Consider the following 26,955-nt stretch of genomic DNA (forward strand, 5'->3'; position numbering starts at 1 on the left):
AAGGTTACCAAAATACGGTTTTATGATCTTAATCACACTATGAAACTATTGTATTGTTAAATGGCTCACCTGTCGTATCTTAAATTGACCACACTGAAAAATACAGTGTGGTTTTTCATTTCACTAATGTTTTTTTGTTTTAGAAATACAAAAGCCACTCTCGACTATCTCAAGAATGGCTCTGTATCAACATCTTTTCATATGAATCCGACTGGGTTCGAACCAGCGATCTCTCCCCGTCAAGGTGAATGACCTTATCCGAAACTTCCAGATGTTCTCTTAAAAAGACTGATTTAATAAGATTCTATGCTAAGCCTTTCTAATAAAAAAAGTGCACTCCTGAAGAAAACTGAAAGGGTTCGCACCCAATCCGTCCCCATAAAAAAACAGACCCTGCATGGTCTGTTTTCATTTTGCCTATACGTTTTGAGATGTGTTTCTAATACCTTTTGATCAGCAGCCGTAGCTTCTTCAAATCGACCTTGTTTCCCATGCTCATCTGCATATACTATATAGCATGCTTCTGCATAAGCGAAACACTGTTTCCGCTCTACATACTGAAAGACCTCGGGCAACTGCTTCTCATTTATATTAATAAAATAAATCGGTTTATACCATTTTAACAAGTAAAAATATCTCTTCCTTATTTTAATATTGGATTACGTTAAACTTGTGAAAAAAACATATTCATGTATAATACAATTGATGTATCATACATGAATTTTAGGAGGGTGACCTTTTTGAAAAGAGAAGATGCCTTAAAACTAAGATCAGATATTAAGAAAATGATTATAATAACTGGGGTTTTTGAATCTCAAAATTTGCCCAATGGACCATTTGAAAAACCTCTACCAACTTCTCAAATGATGGCGTTAGAGGAAATAGAGATGGAAAAATTAACTGTTTGGCAACTATCCAATAAACTTAGATTAGAGACTTCAACTGTAAGTAGATTGGTAGATAAGTTAGTAAAAAAGGGACTTGTTTATCGTGAAGTAAATGAAAAAAACAGAAGAGAACTTTTTCTGCACCTCACAGAAAAAGGTCACATTACTGTTAATCGCTTAAGAGAACAATCCCTTACATTTTATCAACGTATCCTCAATAATTTATCAGAATCAGAACAAAAAATAGTTGTGGATGGTTTTGAATTATTTATTGATTCTATTTCTAAGTCTTTTGATTAGAGTGAGGTAAATCATACCCTTTGGAGGATAAAATGAGTTTGGATTTTGAACGTCCTATTATTGAACTAAAAGAGAAATTTGATGAATTAAAGAAAATGATGAAAGAACATAATGTAGATTTATCATCAGAAATTCAAGAATTAGAAAAACGTTTAAATAAAATGCAAGATGAAATTTATTCTAATCTTACACCTTTTCAACGAGTTCAAATTGCAAGGCTACGTAACCGGCCCACGACATTGGATTATATACCTTTATTGTTTACAAACTTTTTCGAACTTCATGGTGATCGATTATATGGTGATGATCAAGCAATGATAGGTGGTATTGCAAAATTTAAAGGGATGCCCGTTACGGTTATTGGTCATCAAAGAGGGAGAAGTACAAAGGAAAATATAGAAAGAAATTTTGGAATGGCACATCCAGAAGGTTATAGAAAAGCGCTAAGACTGATGAAACAAGCTGATAAATTTAATCGCCCTATTATTACATTTATTGATACAATTGGCGCCTATCCAGGCAAAGGGTCTGAAGAACGTGGAATTTCTGAAGCGATAGCTCGAAATCTATTGGAAATGGCTACACTTAAAGTGCCAATTGTTTGTATTGTAATTGGAGAGGCATCAAGTGGTGGAGCTCTTGGTATTAGTGTCGGTAACCATATCCATATGTTAGAGTATTCATGGTACTCAGTCATTTCGCCAGAAGGAGCAGCCTCTATCCTATGGAAGGATGCTAAGTATGCTCCAGAAGCTGCTAAACACATGAAAATTTCAGCAAAAGATTTAAAGCATTTAGGAATTATTGATGAAATCATTCCTGAAATTAAGGGTGGAGCACAAAATGATATAAAATCACAGGCAAAATTGATTGAATCTGTGATTGAATCATCTCTAAAAAAATTGATACCATTATCCTCGGAAGTGCTTATACAACAGCGATATGAAAAGTATAGACAAATAGAGAATTATAAATGAAAATAGTGTGTGATCGGTATGGAAAAGGGATTTTTTGATTCTAAAAATCCAATCTGGTGGATAAAGTTCGTCCCCAATTCGTCCCCAACCAAAAGAAACAGAACAAAAATTCGTTGTCAAAAAACAAAAAACCCTTGCTAGGCAAGGGTTTAAACGATGATTCCGACTGGGCTCGAACCAGCGACCTCTACCCTGTCAAGGTAGCGCTCTCCCAGCTGAGCTACGGAATCGGGTTATGTATCAGTTCTGGGCTTTCTGTTACTGACAGTCTCTATTATATAACCATCATCGTCAGACGTCAATGGTTTTGTTCAAAAAAGGCACAAAGCCGGTATCTGCACCGGCTTTTCACTGACTTTTATGATTGGTTCACAAGAGCTGGCTTTAGTTGATCTAGTGCTTGTTTGAAGTCCCTTTTGAGGTCTTCTCCGTTTTCTACGCCCACACTTAATCGAAGTAAACCATCCGTGATGCCTCTTTTTTCTCTTTCTTCTTTTGGCATAGCGGCATGTGACATTTTGGCTGGGTATGACAGAATGGATTCGACGGCGCCAAGGCTGACAGCGAATACAGGTAATGTGACGCCATCGACCAATTCTTTGACAGCCGCTTGGTTTTCTAGTTCAAATGAAAGAACAGCACCTGCACCGCTCGCCTGTTTCCGCTGAATGTCTGCCCCTGGGTGATCATCTAATCCCGGGTAATATACTTTTTTGACCGCAGGATGTTCTTTTAGGAATGTAGCCAGTTCTAATGCGGTTTGACTGGCTTTTTCTAATCTGACTTGAAGGGTCTTTAATCCTCTAAGCACAAGCCAGCAATCCTGTACGCCAAGCACCGCGCCGAAGGAGTTTTGCAGCGAATAAAGTTCGTCTCCTAGCTTCTCATCTTTCACCACGGCTAAGCCTGACAGTACATCACTGTGGCCGCTTAAAAATTTCGTTGCGCTGTGCAGAACAACGTCAACACCAAGGTCCAGCGGACGCTGAAGCGCAGGCGTTAAAAACGTATTATCTAAGAAAGTCAGACAGTCATGTTCTTTCGCAATCTGTACGACACCTTCAATATCTGTAATACCGAGTGTAGGATTTGACGGTGTTTCCATGTAAATGACTTTTGTATTTGATTGAATACCTTGTTTCACTTCATTCAAATTGGTCATGTCCACAAAGGTATGCTCAATCCCAAATCTTGAAAGAACTTGGGTGATCATTCGGAAAGTCCCGCCGTACACATCTCTTGTAACAAGAACGTGATCTCCTTTTGATAATAGAAGAAAAGCGGTTGAAATGGCTGCCATGCCTGACGCAAAGGCAAGACCCCTTGTTCCTCCTTCTAGCGCTGCAATGGTATCCTCTAATGCCTGACGTGTAGGGGTGCCTGATCGGGAGTAGTCATATTGACCAAAATCATCGAAGCTGCTTTGGTGAAACGTCGATGCATGTTGAATCGGTACACTGACTGCACCTGTTGAACGGTCTGTTTTAAACGCATTATGAACGAGTTGTGTTTCTAGTGTCCAATCGTGTGTGGTCATTTCGTGTGTACCTCCTCTTTCACATTTGATAGTGCCTGTTTTAGGTCTGCTTTTAGGTCCTCCACATGCTCAATCCCGACTGAGAAACGGAGCAATTTGTTACACACACCGTTTGCGATGCGAATCTCTTCTGGAATATCCATGTGCGTTTGCGTTGCAGGATACGTAATGAAGCTTTCGACTCCGCCAAGGCTTTCAGCAAAACAAATCGTTTTCAGCTTCTTTAAAAATGGATTGACCCAGTCCTCTTTGGCTACTCGGAATGACAGCATGCCTCCCTTTCCTGGGTAAAGGACATCTTGAATTTCCGGCTGCTGATTTAGAAAGTCAGCTAATTCTTTCGCATTTGCTTCGTGCTGGCGCATTCTCAGCGCCAATGTTTTCATTCCTCTCATTAAAAGCCATGAGTCAAATGGAGATAAAACCGCTCCGATGGCGTTTTGATGCTGGAACATGCCTTCAGATAGATGCTCCCCTTTTGTGACGACAAGTCCGGCAAGAACATCGTTATGTCCGCCTAAATATTTGGTGGCACTATGAATGACAATGTCCGCTCCGAGTGTAATCGGTTTTTGCAAGACGGGCGTATAAAAGGTGTTATCCACAATGACCAATGCACCGTGTTCTTTAGCGATTTTCGCAACCTTTTGAATATCCGCTTCCTGCATGAGTGGATTTGTTGGCGTTTCAATAAAGACGGCTTTTGTATTTGGCGTCATTTTAGAGCGTAAACAGTCTTCATCTGAAAAATCATCATAAACAAAGCGCAGTCCGTACTTTTTCCATTCGTTTTCAAATAGACGGTAAGTACCGCCATATAAATCTGATGAAACAATGAGTTCATCCCCGCTCTCAAACAGCGCCATGATCGTTTGGATGGCAGCCATTCCCGAACTGAAGGCAAAACCGGCCGTTCCTTCTTCGAGTGAAGCAATCGCATCTTCTACAAGCTGCCTTGTTGGGTTTTTCGTCCGAATATAATCAAATCCTGTTGATTCCCCAATGCCTCTATGTCTGTAAGCTGTTGAAAGATAAACGGGAGGACTGACAGTTCCAGTCGCCTCTTCGCTGCGGTTTCCAATTTGCGCTAACTTCGTTTCCACATGTTCTGTCATTTGACACCATCCTAAGTAAAAATCTAATTTCAAAACAGAAAAACCCCTTCTTCATAAGAAGAAGGGGTTTAATCGCTTCCTCTTATCTTCCAAGCAAAAAAGCTGCTTGCTGGATTTAGCACCTTGGTACATCACATGAAGTGATGCATACCGGTTGCTGAGGTTTCAAAGGGCCAGTCCCTCCACCTCTCACGATAAGAATGTGTTGTCTGTCTGTTCTAATTCTTAATACTGTAACGCATTAAACCTCATTTTTCAAGGGGAAATGTAACGATTAATTAAAATTTTCTGTATTTTGCAGCAGATTGGATGCCAGCCAATTTGATTGCATGTTAGCATATAGGAACAACGCTGTTTTTCGTGTTACAATGAATGGAAACGTTTCACTTATGATGAATTTGGTTAGCTGGAGGAATGGATTATGGTGAAGAAAACAGGCATCATTCAAGAAGAAACCTTACAGTCAAAAGAACTTGGGGCAGATATGACCATTTTGATTTATTTGCCAGTCAATTACTCCCCCCTTTATACATATCATGTCATCATTGCACAAGATGGTCATGATTATTTCCGTCTAGGTAAAATAGGCAGACAGGCGGAAGAATTAATGCAAAACAAAGAAATGGAACGTTCGATTATCATTGGTGTCCCATATGAAAATGTGACTGAAAGGCGAAATACGTATCATCCAGACGGACCAAAGTTCGAGGCGTATAAACGCTTTTTGGCAAATGAACTAGTTCCGTATATTGATGAACACTATCCAACGTATCAAGTTGGATCAGGTCGTACATTTATTGGTGATTCATTAGGTGCTACGATCTCACTTATGACAGCCATTGATTATCCTTCGTTATTTGGCGGACTGATTTTGCAGTCTCCTTACGTGGATGAGTCGGTTCTGCAAGCAGTCAAACAGTCATCATCCCTTGCTCATTATGCCATTATCCATCAAATCGGGTTAGAAGAAACCGCTGTGAAAACGACAGATGGGCAAGTACTAGACTTTATTCAGCCGAACGAAGAATTAAAGGTCCTTTTGGAGAAGTCCGGTGCGGATTATTTATTTGAGACATTCGAAGGCGATCATAAATGGACGTTTTGGCAGCCGCTCATTTCACCTTCGTTAAAAAGAATGCTCCCATATTCGTTAATCAACTGAATTTTGTTATAATAAAAAATAATAAATACTTTCTTAATCAGGAGGGAACATGATGAAATACGGAGTTGTTTTATTTCCATCAAAAAAATTGCAAGACATTGCGAACTCTTATCGGAAACGTTATGATCCGAACTATGCACTCATACCACCTCATTTAACATTAAGAACACCTTTTGAATTAACGGATCTAGAAGCAGCTGAGGTCGTCTCCACCTTGCGAGAGTACGCAAAAAATGCTTCTCCTATTACGTTACGTATTAAAAAATTCAGTTCATTCGCTCCTGTAAACAACGTGATTTATATGAAAGTAGAACCGAACGAAGAATTAATGGCTCTCAATGAGAAGTTGTACACTGATCCGCTTGCTGGTACACCTGAATATGCATTTGTCCCGCATGTGACAGTGGCTCAAAAGTTATCAGACGATGAGCATTCAGACGTTCTAGGCACATTGAAGCTGAGAAAAATTGACCACGAGGAAACGGTTGACCGCTTCCACCTTTTATATCAATTAGAGAACGGTTCTTGGACCGTTTATGAAACATTTATCTTAGGAGAAGAGGGTTAAAGACATTTGAATACAGTCATCGTAAAAGAACAAACACAACGAGAAGATGCTTATTATGTTCGAAAAGAAGTTTTCGTAAAAGAACAAGAAGTCCCGTTAGAGATCGAAATTGATGAACTTGAGGACGAAGCCATTCACTTTATCATTTATAATGATGACAACAAACCACAAGCTGCTGCTAGACTGCGCATAATTGAAGGTCATAAGGCAAAGCTTGAACGAATTTGTGTATTAAAAGAGGCGCGCTCTTTCGGTCTTGGCCACCAGCTTTTAGAAGCACTTGAGTCTGAAGCGATGGCAAACGGGGCGAAAGAAGCTGTCATGCATGCACAAGTCCAAGCTCTTCCTTTTTACGAAAAGAAAGGCTACAAAGCCGTTTCAGAACCGTTTGAAGAAGCAGGAATTACACATGTCAAAATGACAAAAACACTATCCGTTTAACGACAATAAAAAGCCAGGGCATCATGGATGCTCTGGCTTTTTATTGATTCCATCTCGTTCGCTCAGGAAGAAAGCGCAGTCATTTAGACGTAAGTATTGATATGAACGCCCTTACCTTCTTCCATAAACATATCTCGTACAAAGCGTTCCCGCTTTTTTTGCTGTACTTTCGTTTCCGCTTCTGTCACTAAGTCCTCTTTTTTCTCCAGCTCTCTGTATACCTTGTCATGAAAGGTGCGGGTGACCTTCGTCACTTTCGCATAGTCTTCTTTATCCTGAGGAGCAGGACGATTGATATATTGAAAATACAGATCCGGCTGAATCGGGGCTATATATCCCATCAAGAACGCCTCCTTTGCTTCTCTTCTACTCTACTATTCCCTAATTATGACTGTTTGAAACACGCCTCATTTGATATGATTAGATGTGTTTCTTTTTAACATTGATTGACTATTGGAGGACTAGCTTTGAAATGCGCACGACGACATGATCGAACGATCTCATTACATACATATTCGAGAGAACACTATCAATTCCTCCATGATGAGGGCAAAAAAGGGCATTTATCTTGCCCATATTGCGGACAACCCGTCTTTTTCAGATTAAATATACATGAAGAACCTGCCTTTATCCATAAGCAAATATCTCAGCAAGAGATTTGCGAAAAAAGAGAACAACAAGAGGAAAAGAAACCGGCTGAACGAGAGGAAGAGGCATCCTACAAAGAACTTGGCGGCTTTCGCTTTCCAACCGGCAAACAGATCATCTCACAAACAGAAGAATCGGATGACTGGCAGGAACCACGGTCCATTCAATTTGGCGAAACCTTTCATTTAGAAAAGAATGAAGAAGTGCATACCATTGACCTCTTTCCACACATCACCTTTAGCGCACCGCAGCTTCAAGCAGTCACACACAAAGACGGTCCGATGCTTGTACTAGCTGGCGCCGGCAGCGGGAAAACAAGGGTACTGACGGCTAGAGCAGCTTATCTGATGTCATACCATCAAATCCCTGCTCACCATATCCTGCTCGTGACCTTCACCACAAAAGCAAGCAGTGAAATGAAAGAAAGACTACGTATGCAGTATCAGCTTCATCCTTCACAGGCGAGCCAAGTTGTGACAGGCACATTCCACAGTCTATTTTATAAAATGTTGCTTCACGATGATCGGGGCAAATGGAACGGACAGCATTTGATTAAATTCGACTGGCAAAAAGAGCAGTATATTCGAAAAGCGATCATGCATGAAGGACTTGATGAAAAAGACTATCCAACCGATCAAGTGCTGCAATCAATCGGCTATTGGAAAAATGCTTTTTTACCAGACGAACTTCCTGAGCTGAAAGATGAAAAAGAAAAGCAAATGTGGACAATCTATCAGTCATACGAACAGCAAAAGCGTGAAAATCAACAATTTGACTTTGATGACATGGCCATTGCCTGCTTACACATGCTGACTAAGCAGCCTGAATTGCTCAAACAATATCAAGAACGATTCAAGTATATTTTAGTAGATGAATTTCAAGATATTAATCCCGTACAATATCAATTAATCCAGCTTTTAGCTGGAGAATCCGAGCAGCTATTTTGTGTAGGCGATGATGATCAAGCCATCTATGCATTTAGAGGAAGCAATCCTGCTTTTATTCTTGACTTCAAACAGGATTATCCTTCGGCCGAGATCGTCCATTTACATGCAAATTACCGCTCTCATCATACGATTGTCGCAAGTGCAGACGCCATTATTAAGAAGAACCAGCATCGTTACGAGAAAACGTTAAAAGCCGTTCGCGTGGAGAAAATTCCGCCGACTCTTTTTTATCCATATGACGAGGAAGAGGAAGCGACCATGATCGTAGCAGATATTCAGGAGAAAATTAAAAACGGTGCGAAACCGAATGACTTTTGCGTGCTGTTTAGAACGAATACGGGAGGCCGCGCGATTTATGAACGTCTTCATCAATCGGCGATTCCGTATCAAACCGATGCTGGCGTAAAAGCCTTTTATAGCAGAAGAATTGTTCGGGTTCTGCTCGCTTTTCTTTCGCTCAGTCAGGATGCAGATGATGTCGCCGCAATGAAACTGCTGCTGCCCGTTTTCTTTTTAAAGCAGCAAACACTGAATACCATGAAGGCGCTGACCATTACGGAAGATTGTTCTATGGTAGAGGCACTTGGAAAGCTAACAGACATTCAGCCGTTTCAGCGCAAAAAACTGCAATCGATCGTTCCCCTGTTTCGAACGTTAAAATCGTTAAAGCCATCTGAAGCTGTAGCGTTTATTGAACAAAGGATGGGACTTGGTGATTATTTAAAAAAACGTGTGAATGATACGAATGTGCTTGAAAAAGGAACAGATGATGTACGAGATGTGAAAACAGCGGCGAAACGTTTTGAAACAATTGAAGCCTTCCTCGCTCATGCCGAACATATGAAATCTGCTGAAAAGGAAAAATCAGATAAACCAGGCGTTCAGCTCATGACGATCCACCGTGCGAAGGGACTAGAATTCCAAACAGTGTACATCACGAGCGTGGTTGATGGGGCGCTCCCTCATGACTTTGCACTTGATGAGCTGAGAAACGGTGATGAAGAAGCCATTGAAGAGGAGCGGCGCTTATTATATGTTGCCATGACGAGAGCAGAACAATCCCTTTATCTATCCGTTCCATCATATAGAAGAGGAAAAATGGCTCACCGCTCCCGCTTTTTGTACCCCCTTTTAAAGAAAAATCGTGAATTATTCACACAAAAACAACAGGCCCCCCTTTAAATGGAGAGCCTGTTGTTTATTTTTTGTTGTTCATCATTTTAGCGATTGTATTAAAATCAAGCTTTTCTTTTCCACTTGTAATCGATTGAACGATTTTGTCTTCCATTTCTTTAGGTACACGTTTGTTTGCAAGCTGCGCCACTTTTTTAATGACACCTCGAACGGTATTCTCATCTTTAAAGTTCGCGTTTTGCAAAGAACCTGCAAGCTTAAAGACATCATTCATATTTACACCTGTTTTATTTTCCACACTTTTAAAGAACTTATTATCCATTCCTTTGCCTCCTCTTTGTGGAGTAATCACCTTACTATATGAAAATAGGCGAGATATGTGCCTATCCTGCTGCCTTGTTAGCAAAGAGAAAGGAAAGCAAAAGGCTTCCCTATTGCTTCCCTCACCTTCTTACTGTTTAGTTAAAGAAAGAAGCACCAACGATGATTAGAAGAATGAAAAGCACGACGACAAGAACAAAAGTTGAACCATAACCGCCGCCGTAGCCGCCGCCATAACCTCCGCAATAACCGCCACCGTAACCGTAACAACTCATATTTAAGCACCTCCTCTTCTCCCTTACAAAATATGAAAAATACATGAAATGGTTTGGACGATCACATAAAAAAGTGCGGAATTTTTATTTCTGCTGTTTAAAGACGTAATCTGCCTCTCCATGGCGGATCATGAATGCTTCTGTTTCTTTCGCAAAAGTATCCATTTTCTCGCCAAATGCTTTTAAGTGCTCTTCAAGATCCTTCGCTTTGTTCGCTAGATCCATTTCAGCTTTTTCGTGCGCTTGCTCTTTCCCATCATGGGGTTTAGTGAACAAGGAACCGATTAATTGTTCGAATGCATCCATTCTGGTCACCCCTTCTCTCTTACATATGCATCACCCAAAAAAAGGGCAACAAAAAAACCGGATAAATCCGGCTTTTGTTTTTCTCTATTGAGGTTTCTTTTTCTTCCCGCAGCCGCAGCCCGTCTTCTTGATTTTCTTCGTATATACAGATTGTTGATTTGACTGCGCTGGATACCCTTGAAGCATATGTGACGGTGTTTCAGTTGGTTTCATCGCAACCCTTCCTTTCCTATTCCATGTTAGTATATGCATTTTCTTTAAGCGTGTCTGATCAGAATGCCTGTTTATTTCACAAGCTTTGACACGACTGCTTCAATCAAGCCTGCTGCGGCGGCAATCGCTAATAGTAAATTAAGCCACATGCTGATGACAGGAAAAAATATGTATATCGCAAGTAAAGCAGCAGTGCACCACATACCCGTACACCAATAACAGCTTAACAGCTCTCCTATCCAAGATCGCAGTCCCTTCCCCTTAATGACGATATAGGTCTCGACTTCACCTTGTTCGTTTACCTCTTCTTGCTCTTCATGAAATAGACGGCGAAAGGGGGCTGTAATCGTATCAAACACGATCAATCTCGTCAGCCTAAAGGATGCGAGGGCAAATATAGCAAATGACAAAGCGCCGCTCATGGAACCTCCACCTCCTTCATTCTTCTTTTTCCGTCCTTTCTTTATATATGCAAAAAGAAAGACCGCCATGATGAATCGGGTGTAAATAAAATTGGGTTGTACTTTTTCATGCTTTCCGATTCCACCTTGAGCCTCTGCTGCATTAAATAATGTATAGATAAGAAAGGAGTGAAAGTATTGTCTATTGAAGAAAGTGCTGATTTATTATACACACAACTGTTAAACGAATTAATCAGCAATTATGATGATTTCATCGAGATCAAGGATTCCGAAAATGTCACGATTCATAAAACAGATGTAACAGCCGCACTCTCCCTTCAAGCGACCGTAACGACAATCATTACTCTTTTAATTCAAATTCTTGTACCAGATGATGAATTGGCTGCAGACATCACAGAACAGCTTTTAGCTGCACAACAAGTGACAGTTCAAAAGAAAACAGTGATTCAAATCATCAATTGTTATAACGTCACGATTACATTATCTGATGCATCCATTATGAACTCCGTCCAAATTCTCACTCAAACACTGAATGTACTTTTAGTTGAAGCCGGCATTCTTTGACCCTTTCTTTTTCTAACATCATGTATGAAAGAGGTGAAATAATCGTGGCTGAAGAGAACGAAAAAAAGGAGTTTCAAATCAACACTGATGTTGATCCATTAACAAGCCTTCTTGTGAGTGATATTTTAAACAAAAATAATGTCACAGATGATCAGAAAGCAAACCTTTCAGAAGATCAAAGAAGGATGATTTTGAAGCTGGTTCAGGATTTACAAAAGAAAGCAGATGATTTCGTACAGCAGCAGCAGGAGAAAAAGCGTCAGGCAGAGGCAGCAAAACATGCAGAAGAGGTCGAGCCTGAACCACAAGTGCGCCCTAAACGAAATTCACTTCGAGATCGTATCCAGCAGCGCCGTCAAGCGCAGCAAAATAACGATTAAATAAAAATGGGTTGCCTGCTAGGATAAATGCCCGAGACAAAACCAATCATTCCAGCATTTAATAAAGTAAACGGAAGGAGGAAAAGAAATGGATTCTAAACCATACTCTTGGGTCGCTCTAGATCGCAACTGTACACACCACGGCGATTACCATCATAACTACGAAAGAAAAGCAGTTTGTGACGGCCACTATTATGATGATGAAGATGTTTTACAAGACTTTGATCAAGTGAGTGTCACAAAGCAGACATCTGAGGAAGTCATTATCGTTAGAGATTCTTGTGACATTAACGTCTCTTCTGTAGATGCACAGGTTGCAGCATCTATCCAAGCAGCTGTTCAAACAGCGATCATCACCATTACAAACATCTCAATCGCTGATGGTGACCTAGCTGACCGCGTCACGCAAGATCTCTTACAAGCAGCTAGCCACAAACAAACAAATCGCCAGAAACTTGTTATTGAAAATTCTAGAAACGTTACAGTCTCTACAATCGATGCGGACATCTCTATTGCCATCCAAACGCTTACACAGACACTTGTTGCGACGATCGTTGCAATTGGTATCCTCTAATGTACAAAAGCAGAGCGAAAAGCTCTGCTTTTCCTTTTTCTAAAAATACAACAAAGATAAATAGTCATTTACCCACACCAACTAGAGGGCGCATACATATGTTGTTAAGGACTAAAGTCAAATACCTTGTTAAAGGAGCTGAAATCCATGAGCTGCGGAAAACACCATGGCCGACATGATGAAAACTGTGTATGCGATGCGGTTGATAAGATTTTAGCAGAGCAGGAAGCTGTAGAAGATAAATGTCCTACGAGCTGCTACAGTAATTTATTAAGCCCGACAGTTTCTGGAAAAGATACGATTCCGTTTTTACTTTTTGATAAAAAGGGCGGATTGTTCTCTACTTTCGGAAACATTGGAGGATTTGTTGACGATTGCCAATGCTTCGAATCCATTTTCTTCCGGGTTGAAAAATTGCATGACTGCTGTGCCACATTATCTGTATTAAGACCTGTTGATGTACACGGACATACGCTAAGCGTTTGTCACCCTTGCGATCCTGACTTCTTTGGTTTAGAAAAAGCGGACTTTTGTATCGAAGTTGATTTGAACTGTTTCTGCGCGATCCAATGTTTAAATCCAGAACTTGTCGACAGAGTCATGCCAACAAAAGATAAAAAGCATCATCACCACGGCTAAACCAATCGCCCGCTCATCTATCTTGTCATAAGTCAAAGCATCCCCTTCCTCACGAATGACAACCAATCATGCGGAGCAGTCAGCAAAAGGCGGCCGCTTCCGCATTGATTGACATTAGATGCATCAACCGGCGAGACACGTAATAAAGCTTATAGATGATGATGACAGTGCTCAAACACTCAAACAAATTTCCTTGTATAGGAGGGTTGAATATGAGCCGCAAACATTCATGGAACTGTGTAGCAGAGGCTGTTGAAAACATAAACGACTTACAAAATGCCGTCGAAGAGGATTGCCCGACCAGCTGTTACAGCAATCTCCTTTCTCCATCACATTCATTAGGTGACACTGTCCCATTTGTTCTATTTACCTCAAAATCAAAACCATTCGTCGCATTCGGAAACGTCGGAGAAGTAGATGCTGGCCCTTGCTTCAGCACTGCATTTTTCAGAGTCGAACACATCTCTGATCACTGCGCAACACTCAGCTTGCTTATTGCATTTGACAAAGATCGTCATATTTTAGATTTTACAGATAAAGATTCCGTATGTGATGTGTTCCGTTTAGAAAAATCAAAATATTGCATTGAAGTAGACCTTGACTGCTTCTGCGCAATCGAGTGCTTAAATCCAAGACTCATCAACCGTAGCTGCTAACAAAAAAAGTCCCGTTATGGGACTTTTTTTATGTTCATTAAAAACCAAGTGGATGAATAGAAGAAATATCATCAATCGCTAATTCCACTGGATTACCGCCGCCTGCCGTGCGGATGACCACCATATTGTCTTTTCTCTCCATGATGATCCCTCTATATGTTTTTCCATCGGCTTCAATGAGGCAAAGCGCTCTCGGCATATTATGCGGCAGACTTGTAAGAAAATCGACTTTCTCCTCGATATTCATTTGGCTTAACGGCTTCTTCACTCGTTTTCTTCTTGGTTCTTCTTTTGTTTCATGAAATACGCCTTCTGGCTGTTTTTCTTGTTCTTGTACTGGCTCTCGATTTTGTGAACGCTCTTTTTCTTGATTGATCTCCCGCTCTTGCTGTAGCGCAGGCGGCTCTTCTTTTTTCTGCTTTACTTCCTGTGATACAGGTTCTTGCACGCTCTCTTCGATTGCATCCTCTTTGGCGCTTTTTTTGGTTTCTGAAGGTTTTTCTGACTTCTTTCGCTTTCTCACAATATTTTGCATGGCCGGCGCTGATTCATCATAGCTCGGCTGAACAATATACATAAGCGGCTTTTGATTCTCATCACCTTTATTTGACATACTGATCCCTCCCGAATGATTCATTCCTTATATATATGAGAGGACACCCCAAATCAGAAGAAAAATAAAAAACAGCATACCAGTGATTGGTATGCTGCAAATCATTTATTCGTTTAGCGGGCAATGATATGGAAGCCAGAATCAACATGAAGATTCTCACCTGTCATGCCGCGGGATAAATCACTGAATAAGAATAGTGCTGTATCGCCGACTTCTTCAGGAGTCGTTGTACGGCGAAGCGGTGCACGCTCTTCAATATCCTTCAGGATCGTATTAAAGCCGCTGATTCCTTTTGCAGATAACGTACGAATTGGTCCAGCAGAAATGCTGTTCACACGGATGCCTTCCGCTCCAAGATCAGCTGCTAAGTATTTCACACTTGCTTCAAGGGCTGCTTTTGCTACACCCATGACATTGTAGTTAGAGACAACTCGCTCTCCGCCTAGGTAAGTAAGTGTGACAATGCTTCCGCCTTCTGTCATGAGCGGACGTGCTGCTTTTGCTACAGCTGTTAGTGAATAGGCACTAATGTTGTGCGCTAAAAGGAAACCTTCACGGTTCGTGTTCAAATATTCACCGACAAGCTCTTCTTTGTTCGCAAATGCAATCGCATGTGCAACACCATGGATGACTTGTACTTTTTCTTTAATCGTTGCAAAACATTTTTCGATTTCTTCATCACTTGTCACATCACAAGGAAGAATAATGGAATCATCACGCTCTAGCGTGCTTGCTAGCTCTTTCACTGATTCTGCCAGACGATCTCCAACATAAGTAAAAATCAAACGAGCTCCTGCTTCGTGAAGTGAACGAGCAATTCCCCAAGCGATGCTTCGTTTATTGGCAACACCCATCACCACAATATTACGGCCTTCTAAAGAAAAGTTCATATGTATTAAAGCCTCCTATTTTTTCAAGACATAGTATTAGTACCTGATCATAATCTTATCACAAATCATGAGATATTGACAATTTCCGTTGAAAGAAAGTTTTCATTTCAGAAAAAAGACCGCCCTCACAAGTGAAGACAGTCTTCTTTTTATGCTTTGACTCTGTTTTGCTGATAAGCAAAGTGGTTAGTCGGTCCGTGCCCAGCGCCAATATTCAGAGGAAATTTGATCGCCTCATGGACAAAGGTTTCTGCCGTTTCAAAGGCTTCCTTCATGGAACGACCTTTTGCTATTTCTGCCGTTAATGCCGCTGCAAATGTACAGCCTGTTCCGTGTGTATGTGGTGTATCAATATGTTCATTACTGAGTTCAAAAAAGCTTTTTCCATCGTACAAAAGGTCTGTAATGAGGCCGCCTGAAGGACTATGACCTCCTTTGATCACAACATAGCACGTGCCAAGCTCATAAAGTCGTTCTGCTGCTCTATGGCGATCTTCTTTTGTCTGAATGCGCATGCCTGTCAGCACTTCTGCCTCAGGGAGATTCGGTGTGACTGCATAACTGACAGGCAGTAACTGTGTTTTCATAGCAGAGACCGCATCTTCATTTAATAAAGAGGCGCCCCCTTTGGCAATCATGACTGGATCGACAATTAGTTTCAAGTCATATTGCTTCGTTTTTTCAGCAACGACACTGATCATTTCAGCACTCCACAGCATCCCTGTTTTAGCGGCATCTGGCAACAAGTCTTCTGCTACTGCATCAATTTGACTTTCGAGTGCCTCGATAGACAGAGGATAAATACCGTGAACGCCAAGTGTGTTTTGCGCTGTAATGGCCGTAATGGCGGACATTCCGTACACACCAAGCTCCTGAAAGGTTTTCAAGTCTGCTTGAATACCTGCTCCACCGCCAGAATCAGTACCTGCAATGGTTAATGCTTTTTTAATCGTCATGTCATCTCACCCTCTCATTAGCCAATCCATTGATGATAAATCGTTCTCGCTTTCGCAATATCATTTGTCCCATGGACAAGCGCTCTGCCATCTTTGAATAAAACAAGCTTGTACTCATCCTTCTGACACGAAAGCAAATAAGGATTTTCCAGCACATCCATTCCTGCTTTCTTTAGCTGACGGGCTACTTCATGCAGCGCTGGGGGTGCCCCTAGTGCACTGCGAATTTGTACAGTATTTCGTCCACATAATACATCTGCTTTTGCTCTTTGATCATATGAGAGAAATGGATATGTCTTAAGACCGCAGCTTGGACATTTTTTCTTTTTTAAAGACGTAACGGATCGAATATCAGATCGCTCGTTTGTCCATAAATCAAACGATCTTAATACCGGCGTGATGTGGTGTCCTGTTAAAAGCTTCAGTGCATCCGCCACTTGATAGGCCGCAACCTGTTGCACAACTGGACTAATAATTCCTGCTGTATCACATGTCATGCCTTGTGCAGGTAAATGCTCAAGCAGGCAATGTAAACATGGTGTTTCACCAGGAATCACTGTGAATTGAATACCATAGCTTGCTACACAGGCCCCGTAAAGGAACGGAATTTGATGTTTGACGGCTGCATCGTTCGCAATCATTCTCACCTCAAAATTATCCGCTGCATCCACGATGATGGATGCCCCGCTGACGTACTCATCAATATTTTGAGCGGTCACGTCAATGACGATGCCTCTCACATGAACGTCACTGTTCACCTGCTTGAGTCTTTTCTCAGCAGCCACAGCCTTTGGCAGCCGATCAAGAACATCTTGCTCTGTGTATAGCTGCTGACGCTGCAGGTTGCTCCATTCAATATAATCTCTATCCAAAATGGTGACAGATCCTACGCCGGCACGGACGAGCATTTCAGCACTCGCTGTTCCAAGTGCCCCAGCCCCAATAATGACGGCCTTTGAGGCGTGTAGCCGTTTTTGTCCTTCTGTTCCAATCGGCCTAAACAGCTCTTGACGTGAATAACGTGTGCTCAAAATGCTGGCATTCCTTCCTGCGGACTGCTGGCTGTTCCATAGTTTTTGAGTGGAATACGGCCTGCCTCGAAACCGAGTCTTCCAGATTCAATCGCCAGCTTCATCGCTTTAGCCATTTTCACAGGGTCCTTTGCGCCAGACACGGCCGTATTCAGTAATACAGCATCAGCGCCCAATTCCATCGCATAAGCAGCATCCTTCGGCGAACCTACACCCGCATCAATAATAACTGGCACCTTTGCCTGTTCGATAATAAACGATAGATTCAGAGGGTTTAAAAGCCCTTGACCTGAACCGATTGGAGAAGCACCTGGCATAATGGCATGGACACCAAGTTCTTCTAATTTCCTTGCCAGCACCACATCATCTGACGTATATGGCAGCACGATAAAACCTTCTTCTAATAGCATTTCAGATGCTTTTAACGTTTCGACTGGATCTGGCAGAAGAGACCTTGAGCAGCCAATGACTTCTACTTTGATCATGTCACACAGTCCAGAAGCTTTCGCTAAACGGGCAATCCGCACCGCTTCTTCCGCTGTACTTGCCCCTGCAGTATTTGGCAGCAATGTATAGGCTGATAAATCGAGCTGCTCTAAAAAATTGGGCTGTGATGGTTCAAATATGTTCATTCTTCGCACAGCAAAGGTCAAAATTTCAGCTTCTGATACGTTGACCGCCTCTTTTTGAACTTCAAATGATGGATACTTTCCTGTCCCTAGTAATAGTCTTGATGTAAATGTTTTTCCGCCAATGCGCAGCATGGTGTCATCCTCCTCCTACAAAGTGAACGATTTCAATCGTGTCATTTGGTTGAATTTTTACCTGTTGAAAGGCTTCTTTATCTATAATTTCTTGGTTCTTTTCAACGATCACCACTCGGTTTTCAAGTTGATAGGCTGATAGCAGATCAAAAACCGTGCCATTTTCCTTATCGAAATCAACCATTCTTCCATTCAATTGAATTTTCATACGAACAATGCCTCCTTTCGCCCAATACGAAACGCATGAAGCCATTCCTTGTGAACAGACTCGCCCGCTATTAAGCCGCGAATGATTTCCCCCGTAATTGGCGCAAGTAAAATGCCATTTCGGTAATGTCCCGTTGCAAAAAGAATACGCTCGTCTTCTGGATGTTTTCCGATATAGGGGTGCCGGTCGCTTGTCGCTGGCCGAAGACCTGCCCAGCATTGATCAATCGGCATCTCTCGAATAGAAGGCATGAGCTGAGATGCTTTGTGAATAACTGCTTCAATACCGCCAAGTGTCGGAATGGCCTGCCAGTCATTCGGCTTCATCGTTGCACCAATCACTAGCTTACCGCTATCCCTTTGAACGATATAACAATGATCATGATAGATGGTGTGTGCAAGCGCTGGACCGTTATTCCAAACAGACACGCATTCTCCTTTTACGGGATAGAGAGAATGTGATAAACCCAGTTCTTCTAAAAAACGGCCTGACCATACACCACTTGCTACAGTCAGATGATCACATGTGAAGATGCCTTTAGCTGTACTGACTGTCAATGTTTCTTTTCCCCTCTTCACATCGATAACAGGGGTAAACTCCTTCACATCCGCTCCGTGCCGAACAGCCGCCTGCCAAAAAGCCCTGCATACCGCATATGGCTCGACATGTACATCATCTGCTATCAAGCCTGCTCCTACGATGTCATCTGCAATTTGAGGCAAACGTTCTTTTACGCTGCTTGCTTCAAGCCATTCAAATGTGGGCAAATGCTGCATCCGGCAAAGCGCACGCTTTTCTTGTTCTGTAAAAGCCACCTTCATAATTCCGCCCACTGATGTCCGAATATCAATGCCCGATTCATGCTGAAGGTCGACCGTTAATTTTTCATATAAAGCCTGACTTTGTCTGCCTACTTGAAAGAAAATATCCTCATCACCTTCTCCTTCAGCATGTGCACCCAGCATGCCAGCAGCCGCACTTGTCGTTTGCTTCCCGATCTCATTTGCCTCAAATAAGACAATCTGCTTTCCTACTTTTGCAAGGTGATAAGCGATCGACATCCCTATGATTCCACCACCAATGATTGCCACATCATAATGCTTGTTCATAAGGATTCTCCTTTCGCTTTTTAGAAAATGTTTGCGCCATTTTGCGCGGCTGAGGATGAGCAAAAATTCCCGACATGACGGCTATTCCCTTTAAATCAACATGCATCAATTCTGGCAGTCGTTCTGGTGTGATTCCACCAATGACAACGACTGGAATGGACAGCGCAGAAGTCATGTCTTCCACAATCTTTATGCCTCTCGCCTGAAGTCCAGGTTTGCATGCGGTATCATACACATGTCCAAACATGACATACTCTGCCCCGTTCTTCTCTGCTGCTCTGGCTTCTTCTATCGAATGAACCGATACCCCCGCATGGAGGTGAGGAAATTTTTGTCTTAATTCCTTTGGCGAAAAGCTGTGTCCTGGAAGATGAACCCGGTGAATATTGGTCAGTAGTGCAACGTCAACTCTGTCATTGATAATCAGCTTTTCTTTCGGAACACCTTCTGCTAGGAGTTGTTTCACGAGGTGAACCAGCTCACCTGCTGCCTTCGATCGTTCACGAATATGAATAAAGTCTACTTCAGACGCAATGTCTTTTACTTGCTTGATGAGCTCCCTGACAGGAAGCGTATCATTTGTCACTGCATGGAGTTCCATTTGCACCAACCCCATCTAAGCATGCTGTCTGCCACATTTCTTTTTCATACGCCATCTCCCAGAAATGGTATTCGTAATAGCTCGAAATCACGAAATTTTCTTTCATATTAGCCCGCACATGTTCTGGCGCTTTTTCTGCAAGTTCATCAAAACGGTTCACCTGTTCAAAAACAAGCTCTTTAAACCAATCCCCGCCATATGTCAAAATCCATTCTTGATAAATCGGATGGTCAGGTGTTGTTTGTTTCAGTTTTTCTCCTACCTCATAATAAAGCCAGTAGCACGGCAATAATGCGGCTAAAATTTCTTCAAAACGACCGCTTTTCACAGATCGGTACATATGCGAGGTATATGCATACGCAGTTGGAGAAGGTTTAAAGTTTGCCAGCGCTTCATCAGAGATCTGGAGCAGTTCTGTGAACTTTCTATGCAGTGATAGCTCCGCTTCATACGTACCCTGCGCATGATATGCCATTCTGCCTGTCGTATGTAAGTCCTCACTAATAGCGGCTCCATACGATTGTACTTTTGCAAAATGAGTTAAATAGTACGAATCCTGCATCACATAATAAGTGAAACGATCGAGTGAAAGTGTGCCATCACCAATCCCTTTCACAAAAGGGTGTGTAAAGCTCCCATTCCACCATCTAGCTGCTGCTTCTTTACATTCGTTCGAAAATGTCATGTTCCTCTCCTCCTGTTTTTCCATATAAAAAAACCACTTTCCGCGTGGAAAGTGGTTTGGAATTTGTAAAAAGCATAGTCAAACACCGCACCACTTCCCTACGCAGGTATGAACCTGTTCAGGTAATGAGGGTCTAAAAGTCTACACTTTTATCTCAGCCCTTTTAAAGGACTCCCCTAGTGGATCAAACATATATTGTTGTACCTCTATCTTAATCAGGATTTGTTCATCGGTCAAGGGTTCATTGCAACTCTAATTGGGCTCTAAGTCCTGCCACATACTCCCGGGAGCCAGACACAAGCACGCGGTCACCGCTTCTAAGCGTCGTATCCCCGTGCGGTACTAAGCTGTCAATTCCTCTAAAAATACGGACAAACACCAAATCGCCGGTAAAGGGAAATTCCCTCAGCATGACATTATGATACCGATGATTGTTCATTTGAATTTGATACAAAGAAGAATCCTCATTTGTTAACAAGCGAATCGCATCAGGTGCTTCAATCAATGCCCTCAGCACCGTTTTAGATGATAAGAAGTTAGAAAAGGTATCGATCCCTGCTTCCTTTAATGTCAGCTCGGCTTCCGCTTTGTTAACACTTGCAATGACTTGTTTAGACCCTTCTTCTTTTGCAAATAAAGCAATTTCCTTATTTTTCGTTTCACTGCCTGTAGCCACAACGAGCACATCCTCTTGCCCAATGCCAGCCTGCCTTAGCGTATCATCGTCATATTGTTCAATCGCTTCAACTTCAAAGATGGAGTCAGCAAGCAAGGCTTCTTTATTTTCCTGAAAGACGTGTAAAATACGGATGTCATATTCATCCTGATGCAAATCAAGCGTCACAGGTAACGTCAGCTGATTCGCTCCAATAAACGTCACACGCTTTTTATGATTGGTTTCACGTTCTTGTTTAAATAACGCCTTAAACCAAACAGGCGTTAAAATACTCGTGAGCACAGCGACTAGAATAAGGGCTCCTGACATTTTATGATCAATGACGCCAAGCCGCTCACCAATCGTTGCAGCAGCAATGACAAGGGATAACGTCGAGGTTAATAAAAAACCCGAACCGATGACTTTTTTCATGTCATACCATTTTTTTAAATAAAGAATCGGAACGAGTTTACTAAGCAATAATGCAATAAACAGCAGCGGAATCATGATCATGATGGTTGGATCTTTAAAGAGTGACCATATATTCAGGTCCACACCGACCATCACAAAAAAGATCGGAATTAAAAATCCATAGCCAAATGAGTCCAGCTGTTGTACGAGTTCTTTATTAGGCGAAAGAAGAGACACAAGCACACCTGCTAAAAAAGCCCCCAGAATATTTTCAGCACCGAGTGATTCAGATAAGGCAACTAAGACTATAATGAGAGTAAAGATGGCTCTTGTCCCAATTTGCACCGTTCCTTTTGACATGGACTGAAAAATGGACTTTGTCTTAAATACCCGGCCAAATAAATAAAGAAGAATACCTGCCGCAAATAATAATAAGAGCAACCACATGTTCCCTGTTCCATCGCCATAAATGGAGGAAAACACAGCAAGTAAAATCATTGTCACCAAATCAGCAATAACGGCTACAAGCAAAATGATTTGACCAATATTCGTTTGCATCAACTTTTCCTCTTTTAAGGTAGGAACTACCACACCCAATGAGATGGTGGAAATAATAAGCGTCATTAAAAAGGCATTTTGAATAAACCCTGCAAGAACAAACGCATAAGACAGGATAAAGGACATACAAAATACGCCAACAAAAATAATGGTCGCTGTTTTAAATGTATTCGGTTCTTTTAAACCATTTGGCAGTTCTCGCGCTTTCTTCTTTGATTCAAAAGAAGAAAAATCTATTTCAAGTCCACTTAAAAACATAAGAAAAATAAAACCTAGCATGGATAACGTATCTAGCCATGCGTCGTGTTCAACAACTAGTTGAAGACCGCTTTTTCCAATGATGAGCCCCATGATGATTTCAGCGACAACGACCGGGATGGTCAGCTTAAATCGGTGCAATAAAATGGGGGTGAAAAAGGCTACAATAATAACGACAACGAGTGATGAAACAGATGTATGCTCCATTGGCTAAAGCCTCCTAACATTCATGTTTAATTTTTAAGTTTTACGTTAAAGCATTGATTCTAACAATTGCCCAAATGAAATGAAAGCCATTCGTTATATTTTCTAAAATTCAAACTTCTTTATATCCGATAAATGGATGAAAAAATCAGGAGGAACCTTTATGAAATTCGATATCATCGGCGATATCCACGGCTGCTACGAAGAGCTGCTTACCCTCATACACAAACTAGGATACGAACTCAAACACGGACTACCTGTCCACCCTGATAAGAGAACACTGGCCCTTGTTGGTGATTTAACAGACCGCGGCCCTCGATCAGTTGCCGTGATGCAATTTGTCATACACGCCTATTCTAAGGGTGCCATCCGCTATGTGCCTGGCAACCATTGTTTTAAGCTGTATCGCTATTTGAAAGGAAATCCCGTAAAATTACTGCACGGTATTGAAACAACGGTGAACGAAATCAAAAACCTGCCGCATGATGAACAAACCATTTTATCACGTGAATTTAAACATTTATTTGAAAAGGCACCGCTTTATGATGTACTGATTCCGAATGAACTGATCATTGCACACGCAGCAATGAAGGAAAAGGATATTGGCAAAAAACCGAACAAACAGATGAGGTCTTATCTATTATTTGGAGCAGTCACCGGAGAAACATGGCCAGACGGTCGACCTGTCAGGAAGGACTGGGCAAAGGAATATCACGGAAAACCATGGATTGTGTACGGGCATACACCCGTAAAAGAACCAAGATTTATCGGTAGAACGGTTAACATTGATACAGGCTGCGTCTTTGGCCACAAGCTCTCTGCCCTTAGATATCCAGAGCTTGAGACAGTATCTGTTCCTTCATCTATGCCATATGATGATTCAAGATTTCAGCATTTCACGCAATAAAAAACCCGGTCCACCTTGACAGGTGACCGGGTTTACTTGTTTACTGAAGCAATAATGTCATATCATCCGGCAAAGGAGCCGAAAAGGTCATGGACTCCCCAGTTATCGGATGCGGAAAAACAAGGGTTTCACTATGAAGTGCCTGCCTGCCTATTCTCTCGCTTGTTCCACCATATAGCGTATCTCCAACAAGCGGATGACCAAGGAATTGCATGTGAACACGAATTTGATGTGTTCTTCCCGTTTCAAGGGTGAGGGACACATCAGACATATCTAAATGAGTATGTACCGCCAGCACCGTATAATGTGTTACGGCTTCCTGACCAGATTCATCCACCATTCGTTCAATAATGCTGTCCCCTTTTCGAGCAATTTTTGCTCTAATTGTTCCTTCCTTTTGCGTGATCATGCCATGTGTCATGGCTCTATACGTTCGCTTGACTTCCCCTTTTTTCTGCGCCTTTGATAAAAGGCTGTGTGCAAAGCGATGTTTAGCGACTAACATGACACCAGAAGTATCACGATCAAGACGGTTCACCAAGTGGACAGTCAGTCGAACGGACTGCTTAGCATAATGGTGAAGCAACCCATTTGCAATACTATGCTCAGGGTGCTCTCGAGAAGGAATCGATGGGATATATGGCTTTTTATTCAGCACAAGCACGTGCTCGTCCTCAAATAAAATATCAAGCGGAATGGCCGCAGGTTTTAGCCCTTCACTCACTTTTTCCTCGGGAAATAAAATGGTGAGCCTGTCTCCCTCGCGCAGCTCATATCTCACGGTCACATGCTCTCCATTAATCAGAAGGTCACCGCCGTCAAATTTAATATCTGTCAGCATTCGTTTTGAAATGCCAAGATCGATTAAGTATTCCTTCAGCAGCCTGCCTTCTTCTTTGGCTGATATGGTTTTGTTTATCTTAAAGTATTCCAGCGAGAACAACCTCTTTCTTATTCTCCTTTGCCGATAAAGGAATCTTGCACCCTTTTCCAAAACGGAAATGGTCTAAATCGGGCAAACCGGACATTCTCGTCTGCCACTCGGCATTGAATGGATTTCACATCTTTATGCAGCAGCGACAAATGATCTATCGTCACCTGAAAATCCACGTCATTAATCGGTTTGATCACACACGTATGGTGGTCCGGCAAAATGAGCGGCGAACCGACCGTTCTAAACACTCTGTTGTTGATTGAAGCCATTTCTGCCAGCTGGATCGCCCTAATGGATGGGTGAATAATAGCCCCGCCAAGTGCCTTATTATAGGCTGTACTACCAGATGGTGTAGACAAACAAAGACCATCTCCTCTGAATGTTTCAAAAAGCTGACCCCTAATCTCAACATCTGCCACAAGTGTACCTTCCATACTTTTAATTGTACATTCATTCATTGCTAAATATTTTTCTTCCCGGCCGCCATCGTTGTACCTGACGATGACTTCAAGAATCGGATATTCCACAATATGATAAGGCGTTTTGGCAATGGCTAACACAAGCTTTTCAATTTCACTCGGGACCCAGTCCGCATAAAAACCAAGATGGCCTGTATGTACGCCGACAAAAGCGGTTTCGTTTAGACGGTTACTATACCGGTGAAAAGCGTATAAAAGGGTTCCGTCTCCGCCAACTGTAATGACGAGATCGGGTTCCTCTTCATTTAATTCCATTCCAAAATCCAATAAGTAGGTCTGTATTTTATTTTTAAGTGTGTCAGATACAGAATTCCCTTTCGAAGAAACTGCAAATTTCATGAATTCTTCTCCTTTTCCACCTTGCTGCGACGAGAAAGCAGCATCATATTTGATCAAGCTTAGGCTCAGCTATCGTTTTTCTTTTTCCGGGAAAATGCCACTTGCGCTTCTTGAATTTCCCCTCTGATTTCAGACATCTCATCATCAAGAAGAGATGCTGCCTCAGAAGCTCTTTGAAGGCGCTGCTTGACCTTCTCCGGGATATTCCCGCTATATTTATAATTCAGAGAATGCTCGATGGTCGCCCAAAAGTTCATGGCTAATGTACGGATTTGGATTTCGACGAGGAGCTGCTTCTCTCCATTGATCGTTTGCAGCGGATATAACACAACAAGGTGGTACGAGCGGTATCCGCTTTCTTTATGTTCTGCAATATAGTCGCGTTTATCTACAACCACGAAATCTTTTCGTGACTGGAGCATTTTCTTGACGACTTGTATATCTTCTACAAATTGGCACATAATGCGAAGCCCTGCAATATCCTGCATCGTTTCAATCTCATGCATCGGGATGTTTTTACGCTTTGCCTTTTCCAATATGCTGGCAACGGGTTTCACTCGGCCAGTGACAAATTCTACTGGTGAATGGTCATCCTCAAATTCATACAGTTTTCGAATGCCTTTTAGTTTCACTTTTAATTCTTCGACTGCTTGCTTATATGGTGCGAGGAATTGATCCCATTGTTTTTTGTCCATGAAACTTCCCCCAATTCCAAATACCTAATTATTTCAGAGGAATGTGCTCTTCACTTTCTCTTCCATATCTCCGTAATTGGCATTGTCTTTAATATTGTCGATTAAATAATTTAATTCCTGATGAAGTTGAATGAGTTCTAGCGTTTGCTCTTCCGCCGCCAAATAGACAGGGATTTCACGATTCATTGCTTCTTTTAATGGAGCCCATGTATGTTCTCCTAAAATAAGATACGTAAAAGACTCCTCAGTCTCAAGTATGTAAACGAACGCAAAGTGATCAGAATCAACAAGCATTTGTCCTGATGCTTTTGCTTTTTGAATTTGCTCATCTGACTGGACCGTCAAGATCAGCCTGTCTTCTTTTAAAGTTGCTTCTGTGATTTCAATTCTGTTTTGCATCATGATCTCCTTTACAACAAAGTACAGCTTTATTTTATCATATCAAGTTCAATATTGATAAACCGAACTTTTTGAGAAAATTTGATTTCTCCATTTCGTTGTTCATTTTGCCTCATTTAGCATCTATATACGTCTCTTTTTAAGGAATAAATAAGAAAAAATGAAACTTTTCATGTACAATAATCATATTTCC

34 protein-coding genes, 1 tRNA gene and 2 riboswitches are annotated in these 26,955 nt (G+C 41.7%); of the genes, 12 read left to right on the forward strand and 23 right to left on the reverse strand.

What is annotated here, in order from left to right; all coding sequences use genetic code 11:
* Nucleotides 1–740: 740 nt before the first annotated feature.
* Together EBQ12_RS03380 and EBQ12_RS03385 are read left to right on the forward strand one after the other, a co-directional pair.
* A complete protein-coding gene (locus EBQ12_RS03380; protein ID WP_008348375.1) occupies nucleotides 741–1,187 on the forward strand; it encodes a MarR family winged helix-turn-helix transcriptional regulator in 447 nt (148 codons plus the stop codon).
* A 32-nt stretch (nucleotides 1,188–1,219) separates the two neighbouring features.
* The gene (locus EBQ12_RS03385) at nucleotides 1,220–2,164 is read left to right on the forward strand and encodes an acetyl-CoA carboxylase carboxyltransferase subunit alpha (RefSeq protein ID WP_125589031.1); all 945 of its coding nucleotides are present in this window, start codon (nucleotides 1,220–1,222) and stop codon (nucleotides 2,162–2,164) included.
* Between the two features lie 157 nt (nucleotides 2,165–2,321).
* Here the strand turns inward: EBQ12_RS03385 and EBQ12_RS03390 are convergent.
* The 3 genes from EBQ12_RS03390 to EBQ12_RS03400 all read right to left on the reverse strand — a co-directional run bounded on the left by EBQ12_RS03390 (nucleotide 2,322) and on the right by EBQ12_RS03400 (nucleotide 4,816).
* Nucleotides 2,322–2,394: transfer RNA gene (locus EBQ12_RS03390), tRNA-Val, on the reverse strand.
* Between the two features lie 128 nt (nucleotides 2,395–2,522).
* Entirely contained in the window at nucleotides 2,523–3,701 is a 1,179-nt protein-coding gene (metC, locus tag EBQ12_RS03395) for a cystathionine beta-lyase (protein ID WP_125589033.1), read from the reverse strand.
* A complete protein-coding gene (locus EBQ12_RS03400) occupies nucleotides 3,698–4,816 on the reverse strand; it encodes a methionine biosynthesis PLP-dependent protein (protein ID WP_125589035.1) in 1,119 nt (372 codons plus the stop codon). The genes metC and EBQ12_RS03400 overlap by 4 nt, the downstream gene beginning before the upstream one ends.
* A 79-nt stretch (nucleotides 4,817–4,895) precedes the next feature.
* A riboswitch (SAM riboswitch) is annotated at nucleotides 4,896–5,017 on the reverse strand.
* A gap of 220 nt (nucleotides 5,018–5,237) precedes the next feature.
* Here EBQ12_RS03400 and EBQ12_RS03405 point away from each other — a divergent pair.
* The 3 genes from EBQ12_RS03405 to EBQ12_RS03415 are packed head-to-tail and all read left to right on the forward strand — an operon-like array spanning nucleotide 5,238 to nucleotide 6,987.
* Nucleotides 5,238–5,978: an esterase family protein gene (locus EBQ12_RS03405; RefSeq protein WP_019743058.1), complete on the forward strand. Its 741-nt coding sequence runs from the start codon at nucleotides 5,238–5,240 to the stop codon at nucleotides 5,976–5,978.
* Between the two features lie 52 nt (nucleotides 5,979–6,030).
* Complete coding sequence (locus tag EBQ12_RS03410; protein ID WP_017359656.1) at nucleotides 6,031–6,546, forward strand: YjcG family protein; 516 nt, start codon at nucleotides 6,031–6,033, stop codon at nucleotides 6,544–6,546.
* Nucleotides 6,547–6,552: 6 nt separating this feature from the next.
* Complete coding sequence (locus EBQ12_RS03415; RefSeq protein ID WP_125589037.1) at nucleotides 6,553–6,987, forward strand: GNAT family N-acetyltransferase; 435 nt, start codon at nucleotides 6,553–6,555, stop codon at nucleotides 6,985–6,987.
* Between the two features lie 83 nt (nucleotides 6,988–7,070).
* On the opposite strand, the gene EBQ12_RS03420 is transcribed toward EBQ12_RS03415, so the two are convergent.
* Nucleotides 7,071–7,328 carry a hypothetical protein gene (locus EBQ12_RS03420; RefSeq protein WP_008348414.1) on the reverse strand — a complete coding sequence of 86 codons (258 nt, stop codon included), beginning with the start codon at nucleotides 7,326–7,328 and terminating at the stop codon, nucleotides 7,071–7,073.
* Nucleotides 7,329–7,454: 126 nt separating this feature from the next.
* Here EBQ12_RS03420 and EBQ12_RS03425 point away from each other — a divergent pair, with 126 nt between their 5' ends.
* Entirely contained in the window at nucleotides 7,455–9,764 is a 2,310-nt protein-coding gene (locus EBQ12_RS03425; RefSeq protein ID WP_125589039.1) for an ATP-dependent helicase, read from the forward strand.
* 16 nt (nucleotides 9,765–9,780) lie between these two features.
* Here EBQ12_RS03425 and spoVIF read toward each other — a convergent pair whose 3' ends face one another.
* From spoVIF to EBQ12_RS03445, 5 genes are all read right to left on the reverse strand, one after another.
* A complete protein-coding gene (gene spoVIF / locus EBQ12_RS03430; protein WP_008348417.1) occupies nucleotides 9,781–10,038 on the reverse strand; it encodes a sporulation-specific transcription regulator SpoVIF in 258 nt (85 codons plus the stop codon).
* Nucleotides 10,039–10,174: 136 nt separating this feature from the next.
* Nucleotides 10,175–10,312: a YjcZ family sporulation protein gene (locus tag EBQ12_RS03435; protein ID WP_008348419.1), complete on the reverse strand. Its 138-nt coding sequence runs from the start codon at nucleotides 10,310–10,312 to the stop codon at nucleotides 10,175–10,177.
* A gap of 84 nt (nucleotides 10,313–10,396) precedes the next feature.
* The gene (locus EBQ12_RS03440; RefSeq protein ID WP_008348420.1) at nucleotides 10,397–10,618 is read right to left on the reverse strand and encodes a hypothetical protein; all 222 of its coding nucleotides are present in this window, start codon (nucleotides 10,616–10,618) and stop codon (nucleotides 10,397–10,399) included.
* An 84-nt stretch (nucleotides 10,619–10,702) separates the two neighbouring features.
* Nucleotides 10,703–10,831 carry a hypothetical protein gene (locus EBQ12_RS19610; RefSeq protein ID WP_008348422.1) on the reverse strand — a complete coding sequence of 43 codons (129 nt, stop codon included), beginning with the start codon at nucleotides 10,829–10,831 and terminating at the stop codon, nucleotides 10,703–10,705.
* Between the two features lie 71 nt (nucleotides 10,832–10,902).
* Nucleotides 10,903–11,253 carry a DUF1360 domain-containing protein gene (locus tag EBQ12_RS03445; protein ID WP_019743061.1) on the reverse strand — a complete coding sequence of 117 codons (351 nt, stop codon included), beginning with the start codon at nucleotides 11,251–11,253 and terminating at the stop codon, nucleotides 10,903–10,905.
* A 177-nt stretch (nucleotides 11,254–11,430) separates the two neighbouring features.
* Here EBQ12_RS03445 and EBQ12_RS03450 point away from each other — a divergent pair, with 177 nt between their 5' ends.
* From EBQ12_RS03450 to EBQ12_RS03470, 5 genes are all read left to right on the forward strand, one after another.
* Nucleotides 11,431–11,817, forward strand: a complete 387-nt coding sequence (locus EBQ12_RS03450) for a spore coat protein (RefSeq protein WP_007498962.1) — start codon at nucleotides 11,431–11,433, stop codon at nucleotides 11,815–11,817.
* A gap of 44 nt (nucleotides 11,818–11,861) precedes the next feature.
* Nucleotides 11,862–12,197: a hypothetical protein gene (locus EBQ12_RS03455; RefSeq protein WP_008355377.1), complete on the forward strand. Its 336-nt coding sequence runs from the start codon at nucleotides 11,862–11,864 to the stop codon at nucleotides 12,195–12,197.
* A gap of 88 nt (nucleotides 12,198–12,285) precedes the next feature.
* Complete coding sequence (locus EBQ12_RS03460; RefSeq protein WP_008348431.1) at nucleotides 12,286–12,771, forward strand: spore coat protein; 486 nt, start codon at nucleotides 12,286–12,288, stop codon at nucleotides 12,769–12,771.
* A gap of 147 nt (nucleotides 12,772–12,918) precedes the next feature.
* Nucleotides 12,919–13,410, forward strand: a complete 492-nt coding sequence (locus EBQ12_RS03465; protein ID WP_008348432.1) for a CotY/CotZ family spore coat protein — start codon at nucleotides 12,919–12,921, stop codon at nucleotides 13,408–13,410.
* Between the two features lie 212 nt (nucleotides 13,411–13,622).
* Nucleotides 13,623–14,066 carry a CotY/CotZ family spore coat protein gene (locus EBQ12_RS03470; RefSeq protein WP_008348434.1) on the forward strand — a complete coding sequence of 148 codons (444 nt, stop codon included), beginning with the start codon at nucleotides 13,623–13,625 and terminating at the stop codon, nucleotides 14,064–14,066.
* A 37-nt stretch (nucleotides 14,067–14,103) separates the two neighbouring features.
* On the opposite strand, the gene EBQ12_RS03475 is transcribed toward EBQ12_RS03470, so the two are convergent.
* The 10 genes from EBQ12_RS03475 to EBQ12_RS03520 all read right to left on the reverse strand — a co-directional run bounded on the left by EBQ12_RS03475 (nucleotide 14,104) and on the right by EBQ12_RS03520 (nucleotide 23,012).
* Entirely contained in the window at nucleotides 14,104–14,679 is a 576-nt protein-coding gene (locus EBQ12_RS03475; protein ID WP_108611372.1) for a CotO family spore coat protein, read from the reverse strand.
* A gap of 113 nt (nucleotides 14,680–14,792) precedes the next feature.
* On the reverse strand, nucleotides 14,793–15,569 hold the full coding sequence (fabI, locus tag EBQ12_RS03480; RefSeq protein ID WP_003211867.1) for an enoyl-ACP reductase FabI: 777 nt from the start codon (nucleotides 15,567–15,569) through the stop codon (nucleotides 14,793–14,795).
* Nucleotides 15,570–15,718: 149 nt separating this feature from the next.
* Nucleotides 15,719–16,525 carry a bifunctional hydroxymethylpyrimidine kinase/phosphomethylpyrimidine kinase gene (thiD, locus tag EBQ12_RS03485; protein WP_025207163.1) on the reverse strand — a complete coding sequence of 269 codons (807 nt, stop codon included), beginning with the start codon at nucleotides 16,523–16,525 and terminating at the stop codon, nucleotides 15,719–15,721.
* Between the two features lie 17 nt (nucleotides 16,526–16,542).
* Nucleotides 16,543–17,556 (reverse strand): thiazole biosynthesis adenylyltransferase ThiF, encoded by a 1,014-nt coding sequence (locus EBQ12_RS03490; protein WP_125589041.1) that lies wholly within the window; start codon nucleotides 17,554–17,556, stop codon nucleotides 16,543–16,545.
* Nucleotides 17,553–18,320: a thiazole synthase gene (locus EBQ12_RS03495; RefSeq protein ID WP_007498979.1), complete on the reverse strand. Its 768-nt coding sequence runs from the start codon at nucleotides 18,318–18,320 to the stop codon at nucleotides 17,553–17,555. The genes EBQ12_RS03490 and EBQ12_RS03495 overlap by 4 nt, the downstream gene beginning before the upstream one ends.
* A 4-nt stretch (nucleotides 18,321–18,324) precedes the next feature.
* Nucleotides 18,325–18,528: a sulfur carrier protein ThiS gene (gene thiS, locus EBQ12_RS03500; RefSeq protein ID WP_024720130.1), complete on the reverse strand. Its 204-nt coding sequence runs from the start codon at nucleotides 18,526–18,528 to the stop codon at nucleotides 18,325–18,327.
* Entirely contained in the window at nucleotides 18,525–19,637 is a 1,113-nt protein-coding gene (gene thiO / locus EBQ12_RS03505; protein WP_125589043.1) for a glycine oxidase ThiO, read from the reverse strand. The genes thiS and thiO overlap by 4 nt, the downstream gene beginning before the upstream one ends.
* A complete protein-coding gene (gene tenI / locus EBQ12_RS03510) occupies nucleotides 19,621–20,238 on the reverse strand; it encodes a thiazole tautomerase TenI (RefSeq protein WP_125589045.1) in 618 nt (205 codons plus the stop codon). The genes thiO and tenI overlap by 17 nt, the downstream gene beginning before the upstream one ends.
* Nucleotides 20,213–20,923 carry a thiaminase II gene (gene tenA, locus EBQ12_RS03515; protein WP_017367022.1) on the reverse strand — a complete coding sequence of 237 codons (711 nt, stop codon included), beginning with the start codon at nucleotides 20,921–20,923 and terminating at the stop codon, nucleotides 20,213–20,215. Before tenA ends, tenI begins: the two co-directional genes overlap by 26 nt.
* 78 nt (nucleotides 20,924–21,001) lie before the next feature.
* Nucleotides 21,002–21,111, reverse strand: a riboswitch (TPP riboswitch).
* A gap of 53 nt (nucleotides 21,112–21,164) precedes the next feature.
* A complete protein-coding gene (locus tag EBQ12_RS03520) occupies nucleotides 21,165–23,012 on the reverse strand; it encodes a monovalent cation:proton antiporter family protein (protein WP_046527497.1) in 1,848 nt (615 codons plus the stop codon).
* A gap of 160 nt (nucleotides 23,013–23,172) precedes the next feature.
* On the opposite strand from EBQ12_RS03520, the gene prpE reads away from it, so the two are divergent.
* On the forward strand, nucleotides 23,173–23,916 hold the full coding sequence (gene prpE / locus EBQ12_RS03525; RefSeq protein WP_017359667.1) for a bis(5'-nucleosyl)-tetraphosphatase PrpE: 744 nt from the start codon (nucleotides 23,173–23,175) through the stop codon (nucleotides 23,914–23,916).
* 40 nt (nucleotides 23,917–23,956) lie between these two features.
* Here prpE and EBQ12_RS03530 read toward each other — a convergent pair whose 3' ends face one another.
* The 4 genes from EBQ12_RS03530 to EBQ12_RS03545 all read right to left on the reverse strand — a co-directional run bounded on the left by EBQ12_RS03530 (nucleotide 23,957) and on the right by EBQ12_RS03545 (nucleotide 26,762).
* Entirely contained in the window at nucleotides 23,957–24,850 is an 894-nt protein-coding gene (locus EBQ12_RS03530; RefSeq protein ID WP_074042167.1) for an RluA family pseudouridine synthase, read from the reverse strand.
* Between the two features lie 17 nt (nucleotides 24,851–24,867).
* Nucleotides 24,868–25,668, reverse strand: a complete 801-nt coding sequence (locus EBQ12_RS03535) for an NAD kinase (RefSeq protein ID WP_008355343.1) — start codon at nucleotides 25,666–25,668, stop codon at nucleotides 24,868–24,870.
* A 65-nt stretch (nucleotides 25,669–25,733) separates the two neighbouring features.
* The gene (gene yjbM, locus EBQ12_RS03540; protein WP_008348457.1) at nucleotides 25,734–26,363 is read right to left on the reverse strand and encodes a GTP diphosphokinase; all 630 of its coding nucleotides are present in this window, start codon (nucleotides 26,361–26,363) and stop codon (nucleotides 25,734–25,736) included.
* A 33-nt stretch (nucleotides 26,364–26,396) separates the two neighbouring features.
* Nucleotides 26,397–26,762 carry a UPF0738 family protein gene (locus EBQ12_RS03545; protein WP_008348459.1) on the reverse strand — a complete coding sequence of 122 codons (366 nt, stop codon included), beginning with the start codon at nucleotides 26,760–26,762 and terminating at the stop codon, nucleotides 26,397–26,399.
* Nucleotides 26,763–26,955: the final 193 nt, after the last annotated feature.

The organism is Bacillus sp. 2B09 (assembly GCF_003946835.1).
In the GTDB taxonomy this organism is placed as follows: domain Bacteria; phylum Bacillota; class Bacilli; order Bacillales; family Bacillaceae; genus Bacillus; species Bacillus altitudinis.